The 25,237-nt window shown below is 67.2% G+C and carries 18 protein-coding genes and 1 pseudogene; 16 read left to right on the top strand and 3 right to left on the bottom strand.

The genetic code is table 11. The features are described 5' to 3' along the window. Window positions 1-23: 23 nt before the first annotated feature. From G6N24_RS11445 to G6N24_RS11420, 6 genes are all read left to right on the top strand, one after another. A complete protein-coding gene (locus tag G6N24_RS11445) occupies window positions 24-2,066 on the top strand; it encodes an erythromycin esterase family protein (protein ID WP_085161464.1) in 2,043 nt (680 codons plus the stop codon). A gap of 27 nt (window positions 2,067-2,093) precedes the next feature. Then, window positions 2,094-3,134: a 1-phosphofructokinase family hexose kinase gene (locus G6N24_RS11440; protein ID WP_085161462.1), complete on the top strand. Its 1,041-nt coding sequence runs from the start codon at window positions 2,094-2,096 to the stop codon at window positions 3,132-3,134. Window positions 3,135-3,185: 51 nt separating this feature from the next. Then, window positions 3,186-3,965 (top strand): universal stress protein, encoded by a 780-nt coding sequence (locus G6N24_RS11435; RefSeq protein WP_085161460.1) that lies wholly within the window; start codon window positions 3,186-3,188, stop codon window positions 3,963-3,965. A gap of 88 nt (window positions 3,966-4,053) precedes the next feature. After that, entirely contained in the window at window positions 4,054-4,710 is a 657-nt protein-coding gene (locus G6N24_RS11430; protein ID WP_085161458.1) for a response regulator, read from the top strand. A gap of 241 nt (window positions 4,711-4,951) precedes the next feature. Further along, window positions 4,952-6,601: a GAF domain-containing sensor histidine kinase gene (locus tag G6N24_RS11425; RefSeq protein ID WP_085161456.1), complete on the top strand. Its 1,650-nt coding sequence runs from the start codon at window positions 4,952-4,954 to the stop codon at window positions 6,599-6,601. 168 nt (window positions 6,602-6,769) lie between these two features. Beyond that, complete coding sequence (locus G6N24_RS11420; protein WP_085161454.1) at window positions 6,770-7,654, top strand: universal stress protein; 885 nt, start codon at window positions 6,770-6,772, stop codon at window positions 7,652-7,654. A 247-nt stretch (window positions 7,655-7,901) separates the two neighbouring features. Here the strand turns inward: G6N24_RS11420 and G6N24_RS11415 are convergent. After that, window positions 7,902-9,130 (bottom strand): annotated as a pseudogene (locus tag G6N24_RS11415) (integrase catalytic domain-containing protein). Window positions 9,131-9,233: 103 nt separating this feature from the next. Between G6N24_RS11415 and G6N24_RS11410 the strand changes: the two are divergent. Further along, window positions 9,234-10,769, top strand: coding sequence for an HNH endonuclease signature motif containing protein (locus G6N24_RS11410; RefSeq protein WP_163745490.1), 1,536 nt, complete (start codon window positions 9,234-9,236; stop codon window positions 10,767-10,769). A gap of 79 nt (window positions 10,770-10,848) precedes the next feature. Here the strand turns inward: G6N24_RS11410 and G6N24_RS11405 are convergent, their stop codons facing one another. Together G6N24_RS11405 and otsB are read right to left on the bottom strand one after the other, a co-directional pair. Further along, entirely contained in the window at window positions 10,849-11,673 is an 825-nt protein-coding gene (locus G6N24_RS11405) for a universal stress protein (protein ID WP_085162298.1), read from the bottom strand. Window positions 11,674-11,768: 95 nt separating this feature from the next. Beyond that, window positions 11,769-15,455 carry a trehalose-phosphatase gene (gene otsB / locus G6N24_RS11400; RefSeq protein ID WP_085162297.1) on the bottom strand — a complete coding sequence of 1,229 codons (3,687 nt, stop codon included), beginning with the start codon at window positions 15,453-15,455 and terminating at the stop codon, window positions 11,769-11,771. Between the two features lie 142 nt (window positions 15,456-15,597). Between otsB and G6N24_RS11395 the strand changes: the two genes are divergently transcribed. The 9 genes from G6N24_RS11395 (at window position 15,598) to G6N24_RS11360 (ending at window position 25,199) form a co-directional block, all read left to right on the top strand. Beyond that, window positions 15,598-16,494 (top strand): universal stress protein, encoded by an 897-nt coding sequence (locus G6N24_RS11395; protein ID WP_085162296.1) that lies wholly within the window; start codon window positions 15,598-15,600, stop codon window positions 16,492-16,494. Window positions 16,495-16,509: 15 nt separating this feature from the next. Continuing rightward, window positions 16,510-18,027 (top strand): bifunctional aminoglycoside phosphotransferase/ATP-binding protein, encoded by a 1,518-nt coding sequence (locus G6N24_RS11390; protein ID WP_232070797.1) that lies wholly within the window; start codon window positions 16,510-16,512, stop codon window positions 18,025-18,027. A 13-nt stretch (window positions 18,028-18,040) separates the two neighbouring features. After that, window positions 18,041-20,347, top strand: a complete 2,307-nt coding sequence (ppsA, locus tag G6N24_RS11385) for a phosphoenolpyruvate synthase (RefSeq protein ID WP_085162295.1) — start codon at window positions 18,041-18,043, stop codon at window positions 20,345-20,347. Further along, the gene (locus G6N24_RS11380) at window positions 20,344-21,447 is read left to right on the top strand and encodes a 3-oxoacyl-ACP synthase III family protein (protein WP_085162294.1); all 1,104 of its coding nucleotides are present in this window, start codon (window positions 20,344-20,346) and stop codon (window positions 21,445-21,447) included. Before ppsA ends, G6N24_RS11380 begins: the two co-directional genes overlap by 4 nt. Next, window positions 21,431-22,327 (top strand): 3-oxoacyl-[acyl-carrier-protein] synthase III C-terminal domain-containing protein, encoded by an 897-nt coding sequence (locus G6N24_RS11375; RefSeq protein ID WP_085162293.1) that lies wholly within the window; start codon window positions 21,431-21,433, stop codon window positions 22,325-22,327. Before G6N24_RS11380 ends, G6N24_RS11375 begins: the two co-directional genes overlap by 17 nt. Window positions 22,328-22,394: 67 nt before the next feature. Further along, complete coding sequence (locus G6N24_RS24500) at window positions 22,395-22,631, top strand: hypothetical protein (protein WP_232070761.1); 237 nt, start codon at window positions 22,395-22,397, stop codon at window positions 22,629-22,631. Further along, window positions 22,628-23,035 carry a DUF222 domain-containing protein gene (locus G6N24_RS25500; protein ID WP_331253220.1) on the top strand — a complete coding sequence of 136 codons (408 nt, stop codon included), beginning with the start codon at window positions 22,628-22,630 and terminating at the stop codon, window positions 23,033-23,035. Before G6N24_RS24500 ends, G6N24_RS25500 begins: the two co-directional genes overlap by 4 nt. 335 nt (window positions 23,036-23,370) lie before the next feature. Next, window positions 23,371-24,855 (top strand): recombinase family protein, encoded by a 1,485-nt coding sequence (locus G6N24_RS11365; RefSeq protein ID WP_085162292.1) that lies wholly within the window; start codon window positions 23,371-23,373, stop codon window positions 24,853-24,855. After that, window positions 24,852-25,199: a hypothetical protein gene (locus G6N24_RS11360; RefSeq protein ID WP_139822556.1), complete on the top strand. Its 348-nt coding sequence runs from the start codon at window positions 24,852-24,854 to the stop codon at window positions 25,197-25,199. Before G6N24_RS11365 ends, G6N24_RS11360 begins: the two co-directional genes overlap by 4 nt. Window positions 25,200-25,237: the final 38 nt, after the last annotated feature.

The raw sequence follows: 25,237 nt of genomic DNA, 5'->3' as shown, positions 1-25,237 counted from the left end.
CGGTCGGCAAACTGATCCACGTCATGACCCGCGCAGCTAGGGCTACCGGGCGCTCGCCGCGGCGCGTGTTCCGTGATCGGCGCGAGGCCGGCCGGGTGTTGGCAAATCTGCTGAGCGCCTATCGCGACCGGCCGGACGTCGTCGTCCTGGGCTTGGCGCGGGGCGGCATACCCGTCGCGTGGGAGGTCGCGGCCGCGCTGCGCGCCCCGCTGGACGCCTTCATCGTGCGTAAGCTCGGCGTCCCCGGCCATGAGGAGTTCGCCGTGGGAGCGTTGGCCAGCGGTGGCCGCGTCGTCGTCAATGACGACGTGGTCCGGGGGTTGCGAATCACGCCCCAGCAACTGCGCGACATCGCCGAGCGGGAGGGCCGCGAGCTGGTCCGGCGCGAGGCCGCCTATCGCGCGGGACGGCCGCCCCTCGACGTGGCCGGCAAGACAGTAATTCTCGTCGACGACGGGCTGGCCACCGGCGCGAGCATGTTCGCCGCGGTGCAGGCTTTACTCGAGGCCGAGCCCGCCCACATCGTGATCGCCGTGCCGGCGGCCCCGGAATCCACCTGCCGGGAATTCGCTGGCCTGGTCGACGACGTCGTGTGCGCGTCCATGCCGACCCCGTTCTTGGCGGTCGGGGAGTCGTTCTGGGACTTCCGCCAGACCACCGACGACGAGGTTCGCCGGCTGCTGGCCACCCCGACGACCGGGATCTCGGTGATCAGGCCCGCGGCCCCGACGGCGGCCGAGCTGATCGGCAGCGTGGCCATTGATGCCCCCGCAGGTATTCCGCCGCGCGAAACGCTAGAGGAGCTTATCGGTGACGCGCGGATCGTGTTGATCGGCGAGAGCTCGCATGGCACGCACGAGTTTTACGAGGCTCGGGCCGCCATCACGAAATGGCTGATCGAGGAGAAGGGATTCTGCGCCGTCGCCGCGGAGGCGGACTGGCCCGACGCGTACCGGGTGAATCGCTACGTTCGCGGCCTGGGCGACGACAAGAGCGCGGACGAGGCGTTGAGTGGCTTCGAGCGCTTCCCGGCCTGGATGTGGCGCAACGTGGTCGTCCGTGACTTCGTCGAGTGGTTGCGCGCGCGCAACCGACAGCACGAGTCGACCGGTCAGCGGCAGGCGGGCTTCTACGGCCTTGATCTCTACAGCCTGCACCGGTCGATGCACGAGGTGATCACCTACCTCGACAAGGTCGATCCGAAGGCGGCGGCGCGAGCGCGGGCCCGTTACGCGTGCTTCGACCACACGTCGGCCGACGACGGCCAAGCGTATGGGTATTCGGCCGCATTCGGCGCCGGCCCGTCGTGTGAACGGGAAGCCATCGAGCAATTGGTTGAGCTGCAACGCAATGCGCTGGTGTATGCGCGCATGGACGGACTGCTCGCCGAAGACGAACTGTTCTACGCCAAGCAGAATGCACAAACGGTGCGCAACGCGGAGGTGTACTACCGCGCGATGTTCAGCGGGCGTGTCACCTCGTGGAACTTGCGTGACCGCCACATGGCGCAGACTCTCGAGGCGCTGGTAGCACACCTGGACCGCCACGGCGACGCCCCACCCGCGCGAATCGTGGTGTGGGCCCACAATTCTCACGTCGGGGACGCGAGGGCGACCGAAGTGTGGGCCGACGGGCAGCTCACGCTCGGTCAACTCGTTCGTCAGAATTACGGCGACGAGTCCCGCCTCATCGGGCTGAGCACCTACACCGGCACGGTCACCGCCGCCAGCGAGTGGGGCGGTGTCGCCGAGCGAAAGGTGGTTCGACCGGCCCTCAACGGAAGCGTCGAAGAACTGTTCCACGAGACGGGCAAGGACGCTTTCCTGGTGTCGGCGGCGATTAGCCGCGAGGCCGCGGACCCGCTGGAAGTCGTTCGGTTGGGACGCGCCATCGGGGTGATCTACCTGCCCGCGACGGAACGGCAAAGCCACTACTTCCATGTGCGCCCCGCAGACCAATTCGACGCGATGATTCACATCGATCAAACCCGTGCGCTCGAACCTCTCGAGCCCACGAGCCTGTGGATCGCCGGCGAGACGCCGGAAACCTACCCGACCGGCCTGTAACCACCAACCACGAGCGGAGCCGACGAGATGAGCGGGCAGGCCGACCCGGCGGTGGGTCTACCGCGGATCGTCACGTTGACCATGAATCCGGCGCTCGACATCACGACGAGCGTCGGCGTCGTGCTGCCGACCGAAAAATTGCGTTGCACCGCGACTCGTTACGACCCGGGCGGCGGCGGCATCAACGTCGCCCGGATCGCGCACGTCCTCGGCGGTTCGGTGTTTGCGGTGTATCCCGCGGGCGGTTCCCACGGTGGTCTCGTCACGAGGCTGCTCAGCGACGCGGGGGTGCCGTTTGGAGAAATTCCGATCGCCGGGCAAACGCGAGAGAGCTTCACCGTCAATGAGACCAGTACCGGCCAGCAGTACCGGTTTGTCCTTCCCGGACCGCAGCTGACACTGCCAGAACAGGAGCGATGCCTGCAGGAACTGCGGATGGCGGCGCGTTCGGCGGAATTCGTGGTGGCGAGCGGCAGCCTCCCGCCGGGCGTACCCGCTCACTACTACCAGCGGGTCGCCGACGTCTGCCGGCAGCTGGGCGCGAAGCTCATCCTGGACACCTCCGGAGGCGGCCTGCAGCAGATCACCTCCGGGGTTTATCTGCTCAAGGCAAGCGTGCGTGAGCTCAGGGAACGCGTCGGGCGCGAGCTCGCCACCGAGTCCGAGCAGTTAGCCGCCGCGCACGAGCTCATCGACCGCGGTCTGGCACACGTCGTCGTGGTGTCCCTGGGCTCGCACGGTGCGCTGCTGGCGACACGCCATGAAAGTCAGCGGTTTTCGGCGGTTCCGATGGAGCGCGGCAGCGGCGTCGGGGCCGGTGACGCGATGGTTGCCGCGATCACGGTAGGTCTGTGTCGCGGGTGGCCGCTCGCCAAGTGCGTTCGGTACGGAATCGCGGCCGGCGCGGCAATGCTGAAGACCCCCGGCACGGCGGCCTGCGAGCGCACGGATGTGGAGAAGTTGTTCGAGCAAGTCGCCGAACCCGCTGAGGTCAACGGCGTCGGACGGTCGGCGGCCAAGATGGGGCCTAACGACTCCTGTGTCAAGCGTGACGGCGGAATAGCCTGAGCTATTGAGCCGATCGAAAGGTCGGCCGCCAGAAACTAGTCAGGAACCCACATGAACCAACTGCACGCGAAGTCGGTGGTCGTGGGCGTGGACGGCTCGCAGGCCGCGGTCAATGCCGCCGAGTGGGCGATCGTGGAGGCGACCAGCCGGCAGCTACCCCTTCGGCTTGTCTATGTCATCCCGCGTACGAAGGCGCGGATCGTATCGGCACGCGGCGAGTGGGACCTCGAACGTGGCGAACTTGCGCTGTCCCAGGCGGCCTGCGCCGTACACAGCGCCGCAAAAAGCGAGGGCGAGCCGGTCGAGGTCGAAACGGCCATCCTCTCCGGAGATCCCGATCAGGTGCTGATCAATGAATCCCAGGATGCGGCGCTGGTTTGCGTGGGCACCGCCAGGCGGGGATGGGTGGCCGACAAGTTGTTGGGCCCAATTGCCGGCGCGTTGGTCAGGCGCGCACGCTGCCCGGTAGCGATCATCCGGACCAATCCGGACGGATCGCCGACCAAGGTCGGGGTGATCTCGGTCGTTCTCAATGACGAACCCGACAATGACGAAGTGGTGCACCAGGCCATGGAGGAGGGACGGCGCCGCCACGCGACTGTCCGGCAGATCGATCGGCGAGCGAACAGCTGGGTGCGCCGCTATCCGGACGTTCCGGTCCAGCTCGTCGCCGCCGGCACCGGCGCGAAAGCCACTGAAAACCACAGCAGCGCAATCGACTTGGCCGTGGTGGGTAGGGCCGAAGCCGATCAGATCGCGGGGCTGGCCACCCCGAACTGCCATCCGATTCTGGGCTTTCCCAACTGCTCGGTGCTGTTGGTTCGTGACTGAATCCGACGGCTTCGCCCGGTTGAGTGTGGGATATTGACCCCAGGGCTTCATCATCGTTAGCTCGCACGGTCAGCCGGAAGGACTCACCATGGTGAAGGTTTTCTTGGTCGACGACCATGAAGTCGTTCGTCGCGGGCTGGCCGACCTGCTCGCATCGGACCCAGAGCTTGAGATCGTCGGCGAAGCGGGCACCGTGGCCGAAGCGCTAGCGAGGATACCGGCGTTGCAGCCCGACGTCGCGGTGCTCGACGTGCGCCTCCCGGATGGCAACGGCATCGAATTGTGCCGCGACCTGCTGTCCGGTCAGCCGGAGCTTCGGTGTCTCATGCTGACGTCGTTTACGTCCGATGAAGCCATGCTCGAGGCGATCCTGGCCGGCGCCAGCGGCTACGTCGTCAAAGACATCAAGGGCATGGAGCTGGCCCGGGCGATCAAGGACGTCGGTGCCGGCAAGTCGCTGCTGGATAACCGGGCGGCGGCCGCGTTGATGGCAAAGCTCCGCAGCGGGGCGGAGCACAAAGATCCGCTGTCGGGATTGACCGACCAGGAACGGACGCTGCTCGGCCACCTCAGCGAGGGATTGACCAACCGCCAGATCGCGGCCCGAATGTTTCTCGCCGAGAAAACAGTGAAGAACTACGTGTCGCGCCTGCTGGCCAAACTCGGCATGGAGCGGCGGACCCAGGCGGCGGTGTTCGGGTCGAAGTTGGGCCGAGGCTCCATCCCGCCAACTGCAGCGGACTGAGCAGTCTCGCCGGGAGGCGAGCGGAGTCTGTTTGCTGGTGAACGCCGCCGGCCCGGGAATCGAATGTGGCTGTCTCAGCCCGGCGAGACTAAGCTGGCCAGCGGCATCCTAGTCTGGCTCGCGCCTCCTAAAATGTGACCATGCCTTGGCCGCGGGCGTCCTGGAGGTATCAGGTCTGGTGACCAGCGGGGAGAGTGCAGAGGCTTTCGCTGGCCTCGGCCAGCCCGGGCTGGTAGGCAGGATGCACGCGCAGCTCGATGAGTTGCTGGCGGCGCGCGATCAAATGGAGCGGTTGCTGCGTGTGATCGTCGAGATCGGTTCCGATCTTGACCTCGACGCAACCCTGAATCGGATTGTCCGCGCGGCCAGAGAGCTGACGGTGGCCCCTTACGGCGCCCTGGCCGTCCGCGATCCCGATGGCACGTTGGTGTCGTTTGTCCACGCGGGAATCGACGACGACACGGTTCGACGGATCGGGCACACGCCGGCCGGCAAGGGAGTGCTGGGTGTTTCGCTGGCCGATGTCCCGGCCCTGCGGCTGGATGACCTGACCATGCACCCGGCCGCCGTCGGGTTCCCGGAGCACCACCCCCCAATGCGCGCCTTTCTCGGGGTGCCGATCACGATCCGGGGAACGATATTTGGCAGCCTCTATCTGGCCCACGACGAGCCGGGGCGCGTCTTCTCGGTGTCCGATGAATTCGCCGCTCGTGCGTTGGCGTTTGGGGCCGCGGTCGCCGTCGACAACGCGCAACTATTCGAGCGCGAGCGGATGTCGGTGAAGTGGATGAAGGCCAGCCGCGAGATCACTACCGCGCTGTTGTCCAGCAGCGAGCCGCACAAGCGCCCCCTGCAGTTGATCGCTGAACGCGCATGCGCGCTGACCGATGCCGAGCAGGCGATTGTGCTGGTTCCGACGGACGCCGACCTGCCCGTTGACGAAGTCGACACGTTGGTCGTGTCCGCTGCGGTGGGGTTGCATGCCGCCGAGGTGGTCGGCCGACGGGTTCCGGTGGACGAGTCCACCACCGGTGCCGTGTTCCGTTCCGGCGAGCCGCTGATCACCGACGCGTTGAGTCACCCGATTCAGGCATTCACCGACGTCGGACAGCGCCCGGGGATCGTGATGCCGCTGCGCGCCCACGATGAAGTCGCCGGGGTGATCGCCATCGCGCGCGGTCCTGACCAGCCACCGTTCGACAGCAGTTACCTCGACCTGGTGCACGATTTCGCGACTCATGCTGCGATAGCGCTCGTCCTCGCCTCGGGCCGCGAGCACGCGCGACAGCTGACCATCGTGGCGGAGCGCGAGCGCATCGCGCATGATCTGCACGACCATGTCATCCAGCGGCTCTTCGCCGCGGGCATGGATCTGCAGGGGACGCTTGCCAGGGCGCGCTCACCGGAGGTCGTCGACCGGCTCAACCGCACCCTCGATGATCTGCAAACCATCATCGAGGAGATCCGCACCGCCGTCTTCCAGCTCAAATCGCCGTTGGGGCACGACGGCGGATTTCGGCAGCGCATCCAGCGAGTGGTTGCCGACTTGACCGAGAATCGAGACATCGTGACGACCCTCCAAATGCACGGACCCATGACGGCCGTTGGCGACGAACTTGCTGAGCAGGCCGAAGCGGTCACCACCGAGGCCATCAGCAACGCCCTCCGCCACTCCGGCGCATCACGGCTGACCGTCGAGGTCAGTGTCGCCGACATGTTCACCCTGGACATCATCGACGACGGCTGCGGCGTGCCCGTGGGTAATTCTCGCCGCAGCGGTCTAGCCAACATGGCGTACCGCGCCGAACAGCTTGGCGGCAGCTGCGAAATCAAAAGTCCACCCGAGGGCGGCACTCAGATCCACTGGACCGCTCCACTGGCCGACCGCTAGCGCCCGACCCGCAGCGCGGACCAAAGGCGCACGTGCGGGGGTCCTATGGCCCCTGCCGAACCGCGCCGACCGAGAATAACGTCATGCACATGACGAACCGCATCGGTACCGAGGCCGTTAGGGCACTGCCGACGACCGCTCACGAGGTTTCATCGCAGGGAGTGCGAAATGTCTGATCACACAGCCGAATACGGACTCTTGGTTGGCGTCGACGGGTCGACGTCATCCGATGCGGCGGTGGCCTGGGCAACCCGCGAGGCCGTGATGCGACATGTGCCGCTCACCCTGTTCCACGCTGTCACCCCCGTGGTTGTCGGGTGGCCGGTGGGCCAACTGTATGCAACCATGCCCGAGTGGCAGAAAGAGGGCGCACAGCAGGTCATCGATCACGCCCGCAAGACATTTGAAGCCAGCGTAGGTGCGTCCGAGCCACCCGAGATGCACACTCAGATGGTCTATTCCAGCGTGGTGCCGGCACTGATCGACGCATCCAGGGACGCGTGGATGATCGTCGCGGGTAGCGAGGGGATGGGCGCATTGGGCCGCCTGCTGCTGGGCTCGGTGGCTACGGGCCTGCTGCACCACGCGCATTGCCCCGTTGGGGTGATTCATTCGGATGAAGGCGGAGCCCCCGATTCCCATGCGCCGGTGCTACTGGGCATCGACGGATCACCGGCGTCGGAAGCCGCGACCGCCTTGGCCTTTGACGAAGCGTCCCGCAGGGGGGTCGAGCTGGTGGCCTTGCACGCATGGAGCGACGTCGGAGTGTTTCCGGTGCTCGGGATGGACTGGCGCGACCGCGAGAGCCAAGGGCAGGAAGTCCTTGCCGAGCGCCTCGCCGGTTGGCAGGAGCAGTATCCCGATGTGCACGTGAAGCGAATGCTCGTTTGCGACAAGCCCGCCCGGTGGCTACTCGACGAATCCAAACGCGCTCAGCTGGTGGTGGTCGGTAACCGCGGCCGCGGCGGTTTCCCCGGCATGCTGCTGGGATCGGTCAGCTCCGCGGTGGCGCAGTCGGCCACGGTCCCGGTGATCGTCGTCCGCCCCAAGTAGCGATAGCGGTGCGCGGGCCTTCATCAGTACTGGCGCAGCGGCGCGGCCGTCACTGCGGCCTGCTGCTGGTGGTCCCCCCAGGCCTACAATTCGCCCACCAACGCCCTGACGGGCGCTGGTCGGTCGGTACCTGACCTACGTTGGCTGGACCGCGCGCCCCGAGCCGGCCGAACTCAGCGACGGCGAGGCCGAGGCACCCTCGACGTTTGCGTGATCGAGCGCCGGTGTGTCGGCCTGTTGCCTCATGTCAAGATGCGCGCGTAGGTGGAATCGTTGCCTCACGTAAACGTGCGCGCTTGTTGACCTGGGGTTGGGCGGTGGGGCCGGTCTTGGTGGTGGTGAGGGTGAGTAGCTGGGCGGTCAGGGCTTGGAGCTGGCGCTGGGTGGCGGCGGGATTGATCAGGGAGTAGGTCCGGGTCAGCGCCACGATGCGCTCCACGGGCGTGGTTGGGTGCGCGATCGTGCGATGAAACGGGGTGGTCGCCTCGTCATGTTTCTTGGATACCTTGGCTCCTTTGCGGACCTTGGATATCAGTTTCTGCTGTGGGTAGAAGTAGTTGGTCAGTTTGGACTGAAGCTGCCAGATCTCGTTGAGTAACAACAGTTCTGCGGCGGTGTCGTAGCGGTGGTAGCCGACGGTGGCGCGCACTACCGTCCAGTTCTTCTGCTCGACGTGACAGCCGTCGTTCTTGTTGCCCGGCCGCGCCCGGGTGAAGGTGATTTGGCGGCCTTGGCACCATCTGAGCAGGTCTTCGTTGATGAATTCTGATCCGTTGTCGGAGTCCACCCCCAGGATCGGGAACGGCATCCTGCGGGCGATGTCATTGAGGGCGGCCAACACGGTCTTGGCGGCCCTGTCAGGCAGTGAGCGATTCTGGGTCCAGCCGGTGGCGATGTCGGTGACCGTCAGCGTGAAGGCATGGCCCCCACCGCGATTGCCGCCGTCGTGAAAGACCGTGTCGATCTCGACGAACCCGGGTCGGGCGTCGTCCCATTCTGCCCAGGTGCGCACCGGGATCTGACTTTTGAGAGCGATCCCGGCTTGGTGCCCACACGCCCCTTACGGTGTTTGGCTCGCTCACCGGCCAGGCGGCGATCGATGGTGGCCGCCGACATCGACACCAGTAGTTCGGCGGTGTCCTCATCGATGACCAGCTCCCCGAAATGACGCAGCACGACCACCAGTTCGCCGAGCATCGGCGCAAGCCGTTTGCCGGCGGGCATTCCGAGCACTGTCCAGCAGAGCGTCAGTGCCGCAATGACATCGGGCCCGTACTTCACGGGCCGCGGATTGCGCGGGGTGACGATCTTGGGTTGCAGCGCCGCTTTGAGCGCCTTGCGGGCATGGCTGCGGTGCCACCCGGTGTTCGCACACAACTCGTCGAGAATCCGGCTCTTAACGCCCTTACTCGCCAGCTGGTAGCGGGTCGCGGTCGTCTCGGTGATTGCTCTGCGCTCGGCCAACGTCAACCCCATCCACTGGGCGTACGCGCGCATTTTCAGTGAGGCAACGAATCACCCTTTCGCGCGCATTTCTGATGAGTCAACGCGGTCGGCGGGGTCTGCTAGTATCGAATGTATGTTCGAGACATCGTCGGGTCGCGTGCCGTCGCCAGAGGTGATCGCCCACATTGAGGAGCACGTCGAGCGATGCTATCCGTCGACCACCGCCGAGTCGGCGGGGCTAGTGGAGCGGATTTGTGCGGCCGCGCGGGCGGAGAATCGGGCGGCGGCCGCGCAGCTGGTGGCGATGGGGGAGTTGTTCGCCTCTCGGCTCTCGCGCTCTTCGGAGACCGAGGACTGGGCGATCGACACCATGGAGGCGGTGAGCGCGGAGGTGGGTGCGGCGTTGCGGATCAGCCAGGCGCGCGCCGCCGGCCGGCTGCGTTATGCCCGCGCGATGCGTGAGCGGCTACCCAAGACCGCTGCGGTGTTTGTGGCCGGCGAGATCGACTTTCGGGCGTTTTCCACGATTGTGTTCCGCACCGATCTGATCGTCGACCCCGAGGTGCTGGCGGCGGTGGATGAGTTGGTGGCGCTCAATGTGACGCGCTGGCCCTCGCTGAGCAGCGCCCGGCTGTCCGGGGCGGTCGATAGGATCGTGGCGAAGGTGGATACCGATGCGGTGCGCCGCCGTAAGGAGTATCAGGCCGATCGGCAGATCTCGATCGGACAGGACCAAGACGGCCTCTCGCGCATCGACGGCAGCCTGTACAGCGTCGACGCCCACGCGCTGGACAAGCGGTTGAGCGCGTTGGCGGCCACGGTGTGTGCCCACGATCCCCGCACCCGCGAGCAGCGCCGCGCCGACGCGCTGGGGGCGCTGGCCGCCGGGGCGGATCGGCTGGGCTGTCGCTGCGGGCGCACCGACTGCGCGGCCGCCACCCGCCCGGGCGCCGCCCCGGTGGTGATCCATGTGATCGCCGAACCCGCCACCCTCGAGGGCACCAGCTCGGCGCCCGCCTCGATGATGAACGCCGACGGGCTGATCACCCCCGAACTGATCGCCGAACTGGCCAAGACCGCGAAACTGGTACCGCTGATCCACCCCGGCGATGCCCCACCCGAGCCCGGCTATGTGCCGTCGAAGGCGTTGGCCGATTTTGTGCGGTGCCGGGATCTGACCTGCCGCTGGCCCGGCTGTGACCAACCCGCGATCCACTGCGATGTGGATCATTCGATCCCCTACGCCCAGGGTGGACCCACCCATGCGGCCAACCTGAACTGCAAATGTAGAACTCATCACCTTGTCAAAACTTTTTGGGGGTGGCGGGAACGGCAACTGCCCGACGGGACCCTGATTTTCACCTCACCGTCGGGGCACACCCATGTCACCACGCCGGGTAGCGCGCTGCTGTTCCCCAGTTTGTGCCGCGCGGTCGGCGGTATGCCGGCACCGGAAGCCGACCCCCCGCACGACTACTGCGCCCACCGGACGGCGATGATGCCCAAACGCCGGCGCACCCGCGCCCAAGACCGCGCCCACCGCATCGCCACCGAACGCCGCCACAACCACCACGTCCGCACGGTCGCCCACACCACCCGACTAGCCGAACCCCCCAACCACCCCGGCCCCGCCCCACCCCACACCGACGACGACCCACCACCCTTCTAACCCGGACGGTAGTGGAAGTGCCTGTCCTGCAAGGGATAACGAGACTTACGAAGATCCCGTCATCCCGAGCGGGAACGGTTTACCCGCGCACCACGAGCACCGAACAGCCGGCGTGGCGGCGTACGTGGGGAGTGGCGGGGCCGATCATCCGCGCAACGTCGCCGGCCGCACCGCTGCCCACCACGGCCAGTTGGATGGGCTCCTCGGTGCCAGCGAGAAATTCGGCGACTCCGCGTCGCGCGGCGGCCGGTCGCACGTGCACGTCGGGATACCGAGACACCCAGGGGCCAAGCCGGCGATTCAGCTGCCGATAAGGAATCTCGCCAACACCCCATCGCCAGGCTCCCAGCGCCAGAATCGGCGTCCCACGAAGTTGGGCTTCCCGGAAGCCATGCTCGAGGACCGCGTCGTTGCCGGCCGAATCGTCGACGACGACCGCGATCCAGCCGGAATCGGACCCAACAGGTGACCCGTCACGAGTGGTGCGGATGATCGCCACCGGGCAATGGGCCTGCCGAGCCACCGCGTCGGCGGTCGAGCCCAGCACCTTGCGGGCGACCCATCCGATCCCCACAGACCCTACGCAAACCATCTCCGCATTGCGTGATTCGTCGATCAACGCGCGGTCCGACGGTCCACGCACAACTTCGGCTTCAACCTTGATGGGCTGCCCCATCGCATGGACCTCGGCCGCGGCGGTGCGCAGCGCCGTTTCCGCGAATTCCAGATCCAGGCCGGCATCGCCTTCGGGTGCGCCGGGCTGCGGCTCGGGGATGGCGTGGATCAGACGCATCGGGATGTCGCGGCTGGCGGCCTCGGCGACGGCCCACTTGGCGGCATTGATCGCGGCGTCGGAGCCGTCGATACCCACGACAATCCACTGTGCTGGTTGTGGATGGCTCATTGCACCCACGCTATTTGGGTCGGCCACGTGCCAGCAGGGCCGTTCGACCCTCATGTGCCGGCTTTGGTCACCTCGCGGTCACCGGGCGCCGCCGCTCAGCCGACTTCGACGGTCTGTCCGGGCAGGAGCGGCTGCACCCTACCGCGGCATTCGACGTCGATCGCTCCAGCGCCCCCGGCCTCAGCCGTCAGGGCGGCGCTCCTACCGCTGATCCGGAGGTGCAGCCGGTGGCCGCGATACACGAAGGCGAATTCGATTGGGCCCAGGGACTCCGGCCAGTGCGGGCCAAGCACCAGGCGGTCGTCACGCGTTTCCATCCCGGTGAAACACCGTTGCAGCAGATCGACGCTACCGGCCATCGCCGCCAGGTGTATTCCCTCCGACGTGGTACCGCCCTGGATATCGGCGACATCAGAACTCAGTACCCGTTCGAAGTACTCCATGGCGTTATCCCGGTTGGCACGGGCAAGAACCCACGTGTGGACGACGGCGCTCAACGTAGATCCATGTGAGGTGCGCGCGAGATAGTAATCGACCGTCTTGGGGATCTGTTCTGGGGCGAAGTGGTAGCCGAGCCGGCCGAATAAGCCCAGCAATTCTTCCGACGACAGCAGGTAGAACAGCATCAGCGCGTCAGCTTGCTTGGACGCCTTGTAGTTGTTCACGCTGTCGTCCTCGGCTTCGAGGATGCGATCGAGCCGCTGGATGTTTCCGTATCGCCGCCGATAACGCTCCCAATCCAGTTCCGCCAGTTCCGCATAGCCTTCGAACTGACTGATCACGTCGTCGTGGAACGGGACGAACATGCGCCGGCTCACGTGATCCCATCGGTCGCGTTCCTGGGTTGTCAGACCAACCTTCGCGACGAGTTCGAGCCGATCCCGCAGTGGCAGCAGGTCCAGTGCGTCCATCGCCCGCATGATCACCCAGACCGCCATCACGTTGGTGTACGCGTTGTTGTCTATCCCGTCGTACTCCTTGCCCGGATAGCCCGAATGGAACTCATCGGGGCCGATGATTCCCCGGATCATGTAGCGGCCGCGACTGTCGTCGAAGTTGGCCAGTCCCACCCAGAAACGCGCGATCTCGACCAGCGTCTCGGCTCCGTAGTCGGCGAGATATTGGCGGTCGCCGGTCACCTGATAGTGCTGCCATACGTTGTAGGCAATAGCGAGGCCGACGTGGTGTGCGCGCGCGCTGGCATCCGGAACCCACCGGCCGGACTGCGGATTCAGGTGGACTTCCTGGCTCACCTCCCGCCCGTCGCTGCCCGATTGCCACGGATACATCGCGCCGAGGTAGCCCGCTCTGCGCGCCGCGCGGCGTGCCTCGGGAAGCCGCCGATGCCGGTAAAGGAGCAGTGACCGGGACACGTTGGGCATCCGCAGGTTCAGAACCGGTGAGACGAACAGTGCGTCCCAAAAAATGTGCCCGCGATACGCCTCACCGTGGAGCCCCCGCGCCGGCACTCCGGCGTCGAGTTCGGCAGTATGCGGCGAGATGGTCTGCAGCAGGTGCACCAAATGCAGCCGGAGGATCCGCAACGATCCCGTGCCGTCGGCCAGGCCGACGTTGCATCGCTCCCACAGTCGGGCCCACGCCCGGGCGTGCTGCCGGTGGAGGTCGGCATAGCGACCGGCCTCATCGAGGTAGTGCTGCGCGGCGCTCGTCGGCTCGGAAATGGCGGGGTCTCGGCCGGTGAAGATGGTCGCGACTTTCTCGCACGTGATTGATTGCCCCGCGGAAACCGCGACCCGGATGTCGTGACCGCCACGGTTGGCTTCCCGCACCACCGCGTACTGCGCGTCCGCCGGCGCATCGTCACGCCACACTGTGGTGCGCGCGGCCACCGCGATCCAGATGCGTGATTGCGACGTTCGAGTTCGCAATATCACCGAGTCGGGCGGCATTTCGTCGATCACCGATGCGGTGAGGTGGGTGCTGGACAAGGAACGGTAGCGGTCGACCATCGTATTGCGCACGGTCGCATCCAGCAGTGATCTGAATTCGACTGTCCCCGACCAATTCTCGGCGCTGATCGTGGTCTGCATGGCAAGTATGTGGGGCTGGTGCATGGAGGCAAACCGCTGCTGGGTCAGTGTCGTGATCCGGCCCGCGTCGTCCCGGAATCGCAGCCTGCGGGTCAACGTCGCACGCCGCAGGTCAAATGTCTGGCGATAGAACAGCAACTCGGCGTCGTCGACGTGAAACCAGGCCCCGCCGTCGATGCGGAAGGTCAGCGACAACCAGTTGGGCAGATTGACCAGGCTTTCGTTCTCGACGGTGCGGCCGGCGATCTGATCGGTCAGCGTGTTGTATACGACGGTGGCATAGGTACCGGGGTAGTGCGTCTCCGACGCTACTGCCTCCGGCGCACAACCACGCGTGGCGACGTAACCGTTGCCAACCGTGCACAGTGCCTCGCGCAGCCGTTCGTCCTTCGGGTCGTAACCCTCGTAGACGAGTTCCCACAGGTCGCTGCGACGCGACGCCGCATTTCGCAGGTCATCTGCCAGGCGCTGGACGAATTCGCGTACCGCGGTGGGGCTTTCGAGCCTAAATGAGGCGGCGGAGGGCCGTTCGCTGTTCTCTTCGTGACGCACCACGATTCCTACGCCGTCGAAACGGACGGCGTCGAAGGCATCTTCGTCGGTGATGTCGTCGCCGATGTAGATCGGCAGTAGGGTCTCGAGGTCGGCCGTGCGGTCGCTCCCCGCGATGTGGTCGAGCATCCATTCCAGTGTTTTGCCCTTGTCCCAGGCCACGTTCGGGCGAAGTTCAACGACCTTGCGGCCCGTCGTGACCCGCAGACCTTCGGAACGCCCGAGGTGACGCACCGCCGCGATCACACCGTCGACGCGCCCGGCGTCGACATCGCGGTAGTGCACGGCCACGGCGAAGCGTTTGGGCTCCACCAGTATTCCCGGCGTGTCGCTCAGCTCCTCGGCCAATCGGGCGGCCGCACGCGCCAACGTGGAGACCGCTGGCGCCGCCGAGGCGTTCTCGTGATGGATTCCGGCCGGGGTGACCAGTTCGAAACCGTGGCTACCGGCGAACCACAGCCCGTCGACGTTGACCCGGTCGCGGACATCGGCCAAGTCGCGGCCGCTGATCACCGCGACGGAACATTGTGTTGCCAGTGCGTGTAACGCCTCGGCGGCGCCGTCGATCAGCGTTGCCGACTCGGGGCGCCTGACGATGTCGGACAGGGTGCCGTCGAAGTCGAGGAACACCGCCGGTCGCCGGTCCGCCACGAGTTCCTTGAGCTGGCCGTAGGCCAGCAGGGCATCGGGGATGGTGGACATGACACTGTCGCCGGCTCGCACCGAGATCTCCGCGAGGTCGGCGATCAGGGCGTCGGCGCCGCACGACATGAGGTCGTCGGCGCGCTCGGTGTCGTCCACGCGGATGACGAGGCCGAACCCGCGGTCACCGCCGGCTCGCACCACGACTGGGTCGTGGGCGATGACCACGCAGCGACCCGGACGGGCCTTCAGGCGGGTCGCGGTCTCGGTCAGGACAGCCGCTGCGGGCTTTCCGACACCCACGCTGACGACCTCGTGAATGCCCGCGGCGCGCAGGACCCGCGCGCAGTCGCGGGTGCAGCGGGTGGAAGAGCAGACGGCCGTCGCGATGCCGGCATCGTGCAGCCGGCGCAGCAACGGCAACGTCGAATCGAAGGTGCGTACGCCAACCGAGGCACCGTCAATGACCACGGCGTCGAGGTCGAAGATCACCGCGTCGTGGTAGCGCCTATCGATGGTGGCGGCCTCTTCGGTCACTTCTCTGACGATGCCACAGCGGGCACTCCGATCGAACCCAGGTGATCCAACGAAGGCCCCATGGCCATCTGGTTGGTGACAAAAGCCTCACGACCGACGACCTCGCCGCCAATAACGTCGTGACTGACAGAGGGAGGACGAAATGTCTGTAAGCGGGAAGCGCCTCGGCATCGTTGTCGGCGTCGATGGGTCTGCCGCGTCGAATGCCGCCGTCATGTGGGCCGCGCAGGAAGCGGCGATGCGTCATGTTCCGCTGACCTTGGTCCATATGGTGAACGCGGCCGTGCCGACGTGGCCGGAGATGCCGATAACGGCTGGGATCGCGGTGTGGCAGGAGCAGGAGGGGCGCCAGGTCCTCGAACACGCGGTGAAGATCGCCGAAGACAACCTGAAGGCAGAGCCAAAGATCGCCATCAAGAGCGAGCTGAGGTGTTCGCCGCCGGTGCCGACGCTGGTCGAGCTGTCCGAAGAGGCAGAGATGGTGGTCGTAGGCAGCTACGGGCGTGGGGCGGTGGGCCGGGCCTTACTGGGTTCGGTCAGTTCCGGCGTGGTGCGGCGCGCGAGCTGTCCGGTCGCGATCGTTCACGACCAAGATCCGTCGCAACCCCGTCCGGCTCACCCCGAGCGGGCCCCGGTGCTGGTCGGCATTGACGGCTCGCCCGCCTCGGAGCTCGCGACGGCCATTGCGTTCGACGAAGCGTCGCGCCGTGGCGTCGGTCTGCAGGCGGTGCACGCGTGGAGCGACATCGAGGTCGTCGAACTCCCGGGGTTGGACTGGTCGGCGGTCAAGTCGGAGGCCGAGCTCAGCCTGGCCGAACGTCTGGCGGGCTGGCAGGAACGCTACCCCGACGTCACGGTGCACCGGCTCGTCGTCTGCGATCGGCCGGCCCGTCAGCTGATCGAACAGTCGCGATCCGCCCAGCTAGTCGTCCTCGGCAGCCACGGCCGGGGTGGCTTTACCGGCATGTTGCTGGGTTCGGTCAGCAACGCGGTCGTGCACTCGGTCAGCACGCCGGTAATCGTGGCGCGCCCGTCCTGAGTCATGACAGTCGCGATGATCGCCGACGGGCATGCCGCATCTCCGACGACGGCCGCGGTGCCCTACATCGATATGCACGAAACGCACACGGGTGTGGTGGTGTTGGCCGGCGACCGCGCGTACAAGGCGAAAAAGCCGGTGCTGACTGATTTTCTCGACTTCCGCACACCCGAGCAGCGCGAGCGCGCATGCTTCCGCGAAGTCGAACTGAACAGCCGGCTCTCTCCGGGCAGTTACCTTGGCGTCGCGCATCTCACCGACCCCCGCGGAGGTCCCGCGGAACCGATCATCGTCATGCGGCGATATCGCGACGACGATCGGTTGACGTCCATCGTGACGGGTGGCCGGCCCGGCGGGGCCGCCGGGTCTGTCCAAGGCGTCCTGGACGCCATCGCCGGCGTGGTGGCCCGCTTTCACCGGCATGCCGCGAGGAGTCGGGCCATCAGCGCCGAGGGCGAGGCCGGCGCGATCGACCGACGCTGGCGCGAGAACTTGTCGGAATTTGACCGCTATGTGGGCAGCGCGGCCTCAGGCCTCTCCGGCGAGTCGGTCGGGCGGATCGCGCACCTGGCCGCCGAATACATCTCGGGTCGCGCGCCCCTGTTCACCCGCCGGATCAACGAAGGACGCATCGTCGACGGCCACGGGGACCTGCTCGCCGACGACATTTTCTGGGTCGACGGCGAACCCGCCCTGCTGGACTGCCTGGAGTTCGACGACCGACTCCGCTACGTCGACGGCATCGACGACGCCGCCTTCCTCGCGATGGACCTGGAGTTCCTGGGTCGGGCAGACCTTGGTGATTACTTCCTGCAACGCTACGTCGCGCACTCGGACGATACGGCGCCGCCGTCGCTGCGACACTTCTACGTCGCCTATCGCGCCGTGGTCCGGGCCAAGGTCGACTGCGTGCGGCTGTCGCAGGGCAAGCCGGAGGCCGCTCAAGACGCGGCTCGACACCTCGCCATCGCGACCCGGCACCTGCAGAACGGCGCCCTTCGGCTGGCGCTCGTCGGCGGAAATCCAGGCACCGGCAAGTCGACCCTGGCGCGTGCGCTCGCCGAAAAGGTTGGAGCGCAAGTCATCTCAACCGACGACGTGCGCCGCGAACTACGAGAATCGGGCGCCATCGCCGGAGAGCCGGGTGTGCTGCACGCTGGGCTGTATGCCCCCGACAACGTCACGGCCGTCTACGACGTAGTCCTGCGCCGAGCCCGCCCGTGTTTGGGTAACGGGCAATCGGTGATCATCGACGCGACCTGGCGAGATCCGCAACATCGCGCGCACGCTCATCGCCTTGCGGCCGAAACACATTCGGCGACGGTGGAACTCGAATGCACGACGACGGTTGACACGGCGGCCGGCCGGATAACGACGAGGCAGCCAGGCGCCTCCGACGCGACGACGGACATAGCCGCGGCGTTGGCTGCCCGACATGGCGGCTGGGACACCGCGCGCCGGGTGGATACCTCTCGGCCGCTCGAAGACTCACTGCGGGAGGCCCACGATGCCTGGTCTCGAGCGATCGGTTGAGAAGGAGTAGGACATGGCAACGAACACCGACGTCACCAACTTTGTCGCGGACATCTCCACATTGCGGATGAGCGATGCCGAAGAGGCCGGCGGCAAGGGCGCCAACATGGGTGAGATGGTCGCAGCCGGCCTTCCCGTTCCCCCGGGATTCGTCTTGATGCGGAGCGGTTATTTGGCGTCGATGCAGGCGGGCGGAGTCGACCGTGAGCTCGCCGCTCTGCATCGCGAGGCGCTGGCGCAGGTGGACAACCCCGCCCGCATGTCCGAGCTGTGCCAGCGAATGCAGAATTTGGTGACCAAGGCCGGTGTCAGTGACGACGTTAGCGATCAGCTCCTCGATTCCTACCGCAGACTGGGGCCCAATTGTGTTGTGGCGGTGCGTTCTTCGGCTACCGGCGAGGACGGCCGCGACGCGTCGTTTGCCGGGATGAACCGGACGCTGACGAACGTGACAGGCGACGACGCGCTGATCGACGCCGTGACGCGATGCTGGGCTTCATTGTTTAGCCCACGGGTGATCACCTACCGCGCCAGCCGAGGCTTCATGGCCGATCCCGCGATGGCCGTCGTGGTCCAGCAGATGATCGCCTCCGAGCAGTCCGGAGTCGCGTTCACCACCGACCCCAGCACGGGGGAGCGCGATCATGTCGTCATCGAAGCCGCCGTCGGCCTGGGTGAGGTCGTGGTGTCCGGAAAGGTCCAGCCCGACACCTACGTCGTCGACAAGAAGACCCTGGAAGTGCTCGACGTCAGGGTCGGCTACCAGGCGTTCAAGATCGAGCGCGGTGCCGACGGCCGCGACGTCATCGTGGAGTTGGAACCCGCACAGGCGCAAGCGCGTGTCCTCGACGATGCGTCGTTGCGCCGCATCGCCGAACTGGCGATTGCCATTGAGGCGCACCATGGTTGCCCACAGGACGTCGAATGGGCGATCGCCTCCGGCAAGACCTGGTTGGTGCAAGCCAGGCCCATCACGACGTTGGACACCAGGGCAGCCGAGGAGGCGGAAACAACCGGTGTGCTGCTTCGAGGGCTGCCCGCGGCGCCCGGTTCGGCGTCCGGGCGGGTGCGCGTCCTGCACACTCCGGAAGAGGGCAGCCGGTTGCTGGGCGGCGAGATCCTGGTCGCTCCGATGACCAATCCGGACTGGCTTCCGGCGATCCGCCGCGCCGCGGCGCTGGTGACCGAGACCGGTGGAATGACCTGCCACGCGGCCATCGTCGCGCGCGAGCTCGGGGTTCCCTGTGTGGTGGGGGCCCGCAACGCGACCACTGTGCTACACGACGGCCAGACCGTCACCGTCGACGGCGCCCGCGGCAGCGTCAGCGCCGGCAGCGTTGGCCCCCAGTCGCAGGTTTCGACGGTCCAGCCGCCCGCAGCGACCCCGGTCAGTGAGACGACGGGAACGAAGATCTATGTCAACCTGGCCATCCCGGACACGGCCGAAGCCGTCGCCGCGCTGGACGTCGACGGGGTGGGTTTGCTGCGTGCCGAATTCCTGCTCACCCAAGCGCTTTCCGGGCGTCATCCGCGCGACCTCATTGCGCGGGGGGAGCAGGCCAACATGGTCGACGCCATGGTGACGTCCATCGGCCGCATCGCGTCGGCCTTCGGAGCCCGGCCGGTGGTCTACCGCGCCACCGATTTTCGCAGCAACGAGTTCCGTGGCTTGCGCGGCGGCGAGGCCTACGAGCCGGTCGAGCACAATCCGATGATCGGGTACCGCGGCTGCTACCGATACATCAAGGATCCCGATCTGTTTGCCCTGGAACTCGAGGCATTGGCTCGGGTGCGCGAGCGGAATCCCAACGTGCACCTGATGATTCCGTTCGTGCGGACGCGATGGGAATTGGAGGCCTGCCTGTCGTTGGTCGACGCGTGCCCGCTGGGCCGCCAGCGTGGTCTGCATCGCTGGGTGATGGCCGAAGTGCCGTCGGTCATTTACTGGCTTCCCGAGTACGTCGGGCTGGGCGTGGATGGTGTGTCGATCGGCAGCAACGACCTGACGCAACTGATCCTTGGCGTCGACCGCGATTCCGATATCTGTGCCGAACTTTTCGACGAATCCGACGGCGCTGTCCTCGACGCCATCGGCCGCGTCGTGGCGATAGCGCGCAAGCACGGCATCACCTCATCGCTGTGCGGCCAGGCGCCCTCGACCAACCCGGCCTTCGCCGAGCATCTGGTCAGGATGGGAATCACGTCGGTATCGGTCAACCCGGACGCGGTCGCCGCCACCCGCCGGGCAGTCGCCGCCGCCGAGCGCCGGCTGCTGCTGGAAGCGGCGCTCGGTCGTACTAAACGGAGGGATAGCCGATGACTCGCCATTGGCTGGTGATGGAGACCGAAGGCGAAGGCGTTCGGGCACCGTTCGTCGCCCGGCTGGCGGGCGCCGGCCGGCATCTCCCCGAGACTCACCTCAGGACAGACGAATTGATGGCGACGACACGCCACCACACCCACATCGATCTGGAACGGCTGACCGGGATCCGCGAGCGCCGGGTCTCGGTGGGCGACGAGGATTCCTACAGTCTTGCCACCTCGGCGGCGCGCAACGCCCTCGCCACCGCGCAGCAGGACCCGGCTTACCTCGACGTCGTCATCAGCTGCAGCATCACGAAATTCCGTGGCGGCCTTACCCAATGGCTCGAGCCGACGATGAGCAGCGCGGTCGCCCGCGGAATCGGCGCGCACAAGGCGATGACCTTCGACGTGTCCAACGCATGCGCCGGGATGCTCACCGGGGTCACGATTTTGAACAACTGGATCCGTCAAGGCATCGCCGAGCGCGGCCTGGTCGTCAGCGGCGAGTACATCTCGCAGCTGGGCACCAACGCCGCCCGCCACATCCGCAACATCATGAGCAAGGAACTCGCCAGCCTCACCCTCGGTGATGCCGGCGCGGCACTCTTGTTCGAGCGGGCCCCGTCGGGGTCCGCGGGAATCGCCCTCGCCGGATTCACCACGGTCGCCGACTATAGCCGGCTGTGCCTGGCGTACCCGCAGGGCCACGATCCGGGCGCGCGAATGTTCACCAATTCCCGCGCCATCCAGAAGGCCGCGATCGCCAACACCCCGCTGCTGCTGCATGAAGTCCTTGAGGCCGTTGGCATTTCGATTCATGACATCGACCACGTGATCACCCACCAGACGTCGGCGCGCGCCATCCGCAAGGGAATGGCCCGAATGTCCGAGTCGTTCGGCGACAGCCCCCGGCACGACGCCGTGATCACCGTCGACCGGTACGGCAACACCGCATCGACGACCCATACCGTGGCCCTCGTCGAGGAACTCGAGGCCGGACGGATCGAGGCCGGGGAAAGGGTCGCGCTGCTCGCGCTGGCCTCGGGGCTCGAGATCGGCGTGGTCTTGCTGACCCTGGATGAGGATTTGGTGAAACGCTATGGGCACAGTCATTGACCGGGTCGACATCTCCCACCCGCGGCTGCGCGGCCGGCACAGCGCGCTGCGCCTCGCCGTCACCGCGGCCAAGGATTGCCTGCACCGGGCCGGATGCGACGCGTGCGAGTTGGATCTCGTGGTCAATGCGGGGATCTACCGCGACCGCAACCTGGGGGAGCCGGCGCTGGCCGCGCTGATCCAGGACGACATCGGAGCCAACCCCGAGGACCCGCACACCGGCGCCCACGGCACGTTTTCCTTCGACATCTCCAACGGCGCCTGCGGGGTGTTGACGGCGCTGCAGATCGTCGACGGATTCATGCGGATGCGCAGCATCCACCGCGCGCTGGTCGTCGCCAGTGATGCCGATCCGGGTCATGGGATGAGTGAGCACTTCCCGTTTTCCGCCGCCGGCGCGGCGTTGCTGTGCGGATGGACCGATGACAGCTACGGGCTGAGCCGCGTGTCCTGGGTGAACGCCAACGATGTGGCAGACGATGCCGAGACATTCTCCGCGACAGTGGGGTTCGCCGATGGGCGTAACGTCCTGCGGTTCGATCGGTCGGCTGCGATGGACGAGCGGTTCGTCGCGGCTGCCGCGGCGGCGGCGCGCGCGTGCCTGGATGCGCATTCTGTGGGGCTTTCGGACATCGACGCGATTGTCGCCGCGCCCGCGCGGCACGAGTTCCGTGCGGCGCTGAGCGACCAACTCGGGGTGCCGGTCGAACAGATCGGCGTCGCCGACGATCAGCGCATGCATACCGCGGCGCTGGCGTCGGCGTTCGAGCAGCACGTCGGGCGGCTCCCAGCGGGCGCGCAGGTTCTGCTGGTCGCCGCCGCCGCGGGCGTCACGGCCGGTGCCGCCCTGTATCGCAAGCCGGCACCCACGGCTGCCTGAGCCACCGCCCACGAGGTGTGACACGGCCCCCCGATGTTGGTCGGTGCCCTTGGGTAGTATCGAAAATATGTTCGATATGTCGTTGTTGGACCCGGCCGAGCTGCGCGGAGTCGATGACGGCGCGTTGGTGGCCGCGATCGAGGACTGTGCGCGCGTTGAGGCGGCGGTGAGTGCTCGGCGGCGGGCGGCGATCGCCGAACTGGTCGGCCGGCGCACCGGTGATGACGAGCGGGCACACCGCCTGGGGTCGGCTGCCGGCCACCAAACTGGAGCGCGCGATCGACGCCTGGATCGATCGCTATGACCCCGGCGCGCTGCGGCGCACCTGCGCCAGCGCGCGCAGCCGTGACGTGTGCATCGGCGACCCCGATCACGAGGCCGGCACCGCCGCGCTGTGGGGCCGGCTGTTATTCCACCAATGCGGCGGTGCTGGATCGGCGGCTGACGCAGATGGCTCACGGCGTGTGCGACAACGACCCGCGCACCCTCGCCCAGCGCCGCGCCGACGCGCTGGGCGCGCTGGCCGCCGGCGCCGACCGGCGGGCATGCGGCTGCGGCAGCGCCGAGTGCTCATCGGCTGCCGGCAACGACGCGCGGCCATCGGTGTGGTCATCCACGTCGTCGCCGCGGCATCCGCACTCGACGCGCACGCCGACCCGCACCTGTCGGCCGAGGCGCCCGCACCGCGACCCATCACGGCGGAGATGACCCCTCGCCGAGGCGTTGGCCCCCGCCCCCGAACCCGACCCGCCCGCGAGGTCGTCGGTCCAACCGCCCGCCGCCCTGATCGGCGGCGGCGCCAACATCCGCCCCGTCCGCCTTCCCAGTGACTTCGCACCCGAACCCCGCTACCGGCCCTCCACCGGGTTGGATGAATTCGTCCGCGTGCGGGACATGACCTGCCGGTTCCCCGGTTGCGATCACACCGCCGAATTTTGCGACGTCGGCCACGCGATTCCCTATCCTTACGGGCCGACGCATCCGTCAAATCTCAAATGCCTTTGTAGAAAACAACAGCGACTACGCATAGTACACTAGAGGTTATGAAAGCTGCCCTCTACCTGCGACAAAGCCTCGACCGCGACGGGACCGAGCTGGCCGTCGCGCGCCAGCGCAAGGACTGCCTGGCGCTGTGCGCCCAGCGCGGCTGGGACCCGGTCGAGTACGTGGACAACGACAAGTCCGCGACCAACGGAAAGCCCCGTCCCGCGTACCAGCGGATGCTGGCCGACATCGCCGAGGACAGGGTCGGCGCCATCGTCGCCTGGCACACGGACCGGCTGTACCGCCAGCCCCGCGACCTCGAGGACCTGATCGACCTCGCCGACGAGCACAAGCTTGCGCTGGCCACCGTCAGCGGCGACATCGACCTGTCCACCGACATGGGGCGGCTCGTCGCACGCCTGGTCGGCGCCACCAGCAAGGGCGAGACGGAACGCAAGTCCGCCCGCCAGCGCGCGGCCGCGCGGCAGAAGGCCGAGCACGGGCGGCCGCAATGGCGCAGGGCGTTCGGCTACCTGGACGGCCCGAACGGGCCGGAGCCGGACCCGAAGGCCGCGCCGCTGGTGAAGCAGGCCTACGCCGCACTGCTGGCCGGTGCCTCGACGAAGGACCTGGCGGCGATCTTCAACGACGCCGGGGCCTACGGCCTGAACGGCAAGCCGTGGTCGCGGTCCACCGTGTCGCTGTTCCTGCGCAAGCCGCGCAACGCCGGGCTGCGCGAGTACAACGGCGAGGTCGTCGGCAGGGGCAAGTGGACGCCGCTGGTGGACGAAAGCACCTGGCGCGCCGCGCAGTCCGTGCTGAACGCGCCGGGGCGCGCGCCCGGCCGCAAGACGGTCCGGCAGCACCTGCTGACGGGCGTGCTGCGCTGCGGTTGCGAGGGGTGCGGCAGCACCCTTTCGGGGCGGTGGGCGATGCAGAAGACGGGCGGCAAGCCGGGGCGGCCGAGGGCCGGGGAGACGCGCGCGCCCAAGCAGGTGTCGCACTCCATCGTCTACGTCTGCAAGTCCTGCCGCGGCGTGTCTATCCGCGAGGACCACGTCAAGCCGCTGGTCTACGGAATGGTGGCCGAACGGCTGGCCCGCCCCGACGCCGCGGGCCTGCTGAGGGCCGAGGTCCACGACGAGGCCAACGCCGAGGCGCTGCGGGTTGAGGCCAACGCGCTGCTGGCCAGGCTGGACGAGATAGCCGTGGAGCGCGCCGAGGGCGAACTGACCGGGAAGCAGGCGAAGATCGCCACCGACATCATCAACGCGAAGCTCGACGCGATCGAGGCCAAGCAGCAGGACCAGGAGCGGATGAGGCTCTTCGACGGCCTGCCGCTGGGCAGGCCCGGGATGACCAAGGAGATGGCCGAGAAGGCGCGGGCGCAGGCCGACGCCGCGGTGCGCGCGCTGTCGCCCGACCGCTTCCGCGCCGTGCTCAATGTGCTGGCCGAGTTCACCGTGATGCCAGTCGGCAAGGGGCACCGCCCCGACGACGGCGAGCGTTTCGACCCCAAACGGGTGAAGGAGAAGTGGCGGTGACCGCCGCACTGCAACGCGGCCAGCACGTCGCCGAGCGCACCAGGCCGCACGACCCCATCGGCGTCGTGGTACGCACGGAAGACGGGCTCGTGACGGTCAGGGCCTACGCGTCGGGCTGGGAGCTGGACGTCTGGCGGGCCTCCGACCTTGTCCGCGTCAGCGAGTGGCGGCTGATCCCACGCGACGGCCTGTCGCCCGCCGAGCGCGAGGCGATCGCGGGCTGCCCGTGGTGCGACACGCTGGGCCTGGTCGACCACGGAGCAGCCGACGCGGCGGTGACGTTTACGCCACGTCCGTCAGCGCAGCCTGCCAGCTGCGCATCTCCCTTTACCCCCACGCGCTGAGTCCCCCGCCGTTTCTGCGCGTTGCAAGTAGGCCGTAT

This window comes from Mycobacterium lacus (genome assembly GCF_010731535.1).
GTDB lineage: Bacteria > Actinomycetota > Actinomycetes > Mycobacteriales > Mycobacteriaceae > Mycobacterium > Mycobacterium lacus.
This window is presented reverse-complemented; position numbering and strand designations above follow the sequence as displayed.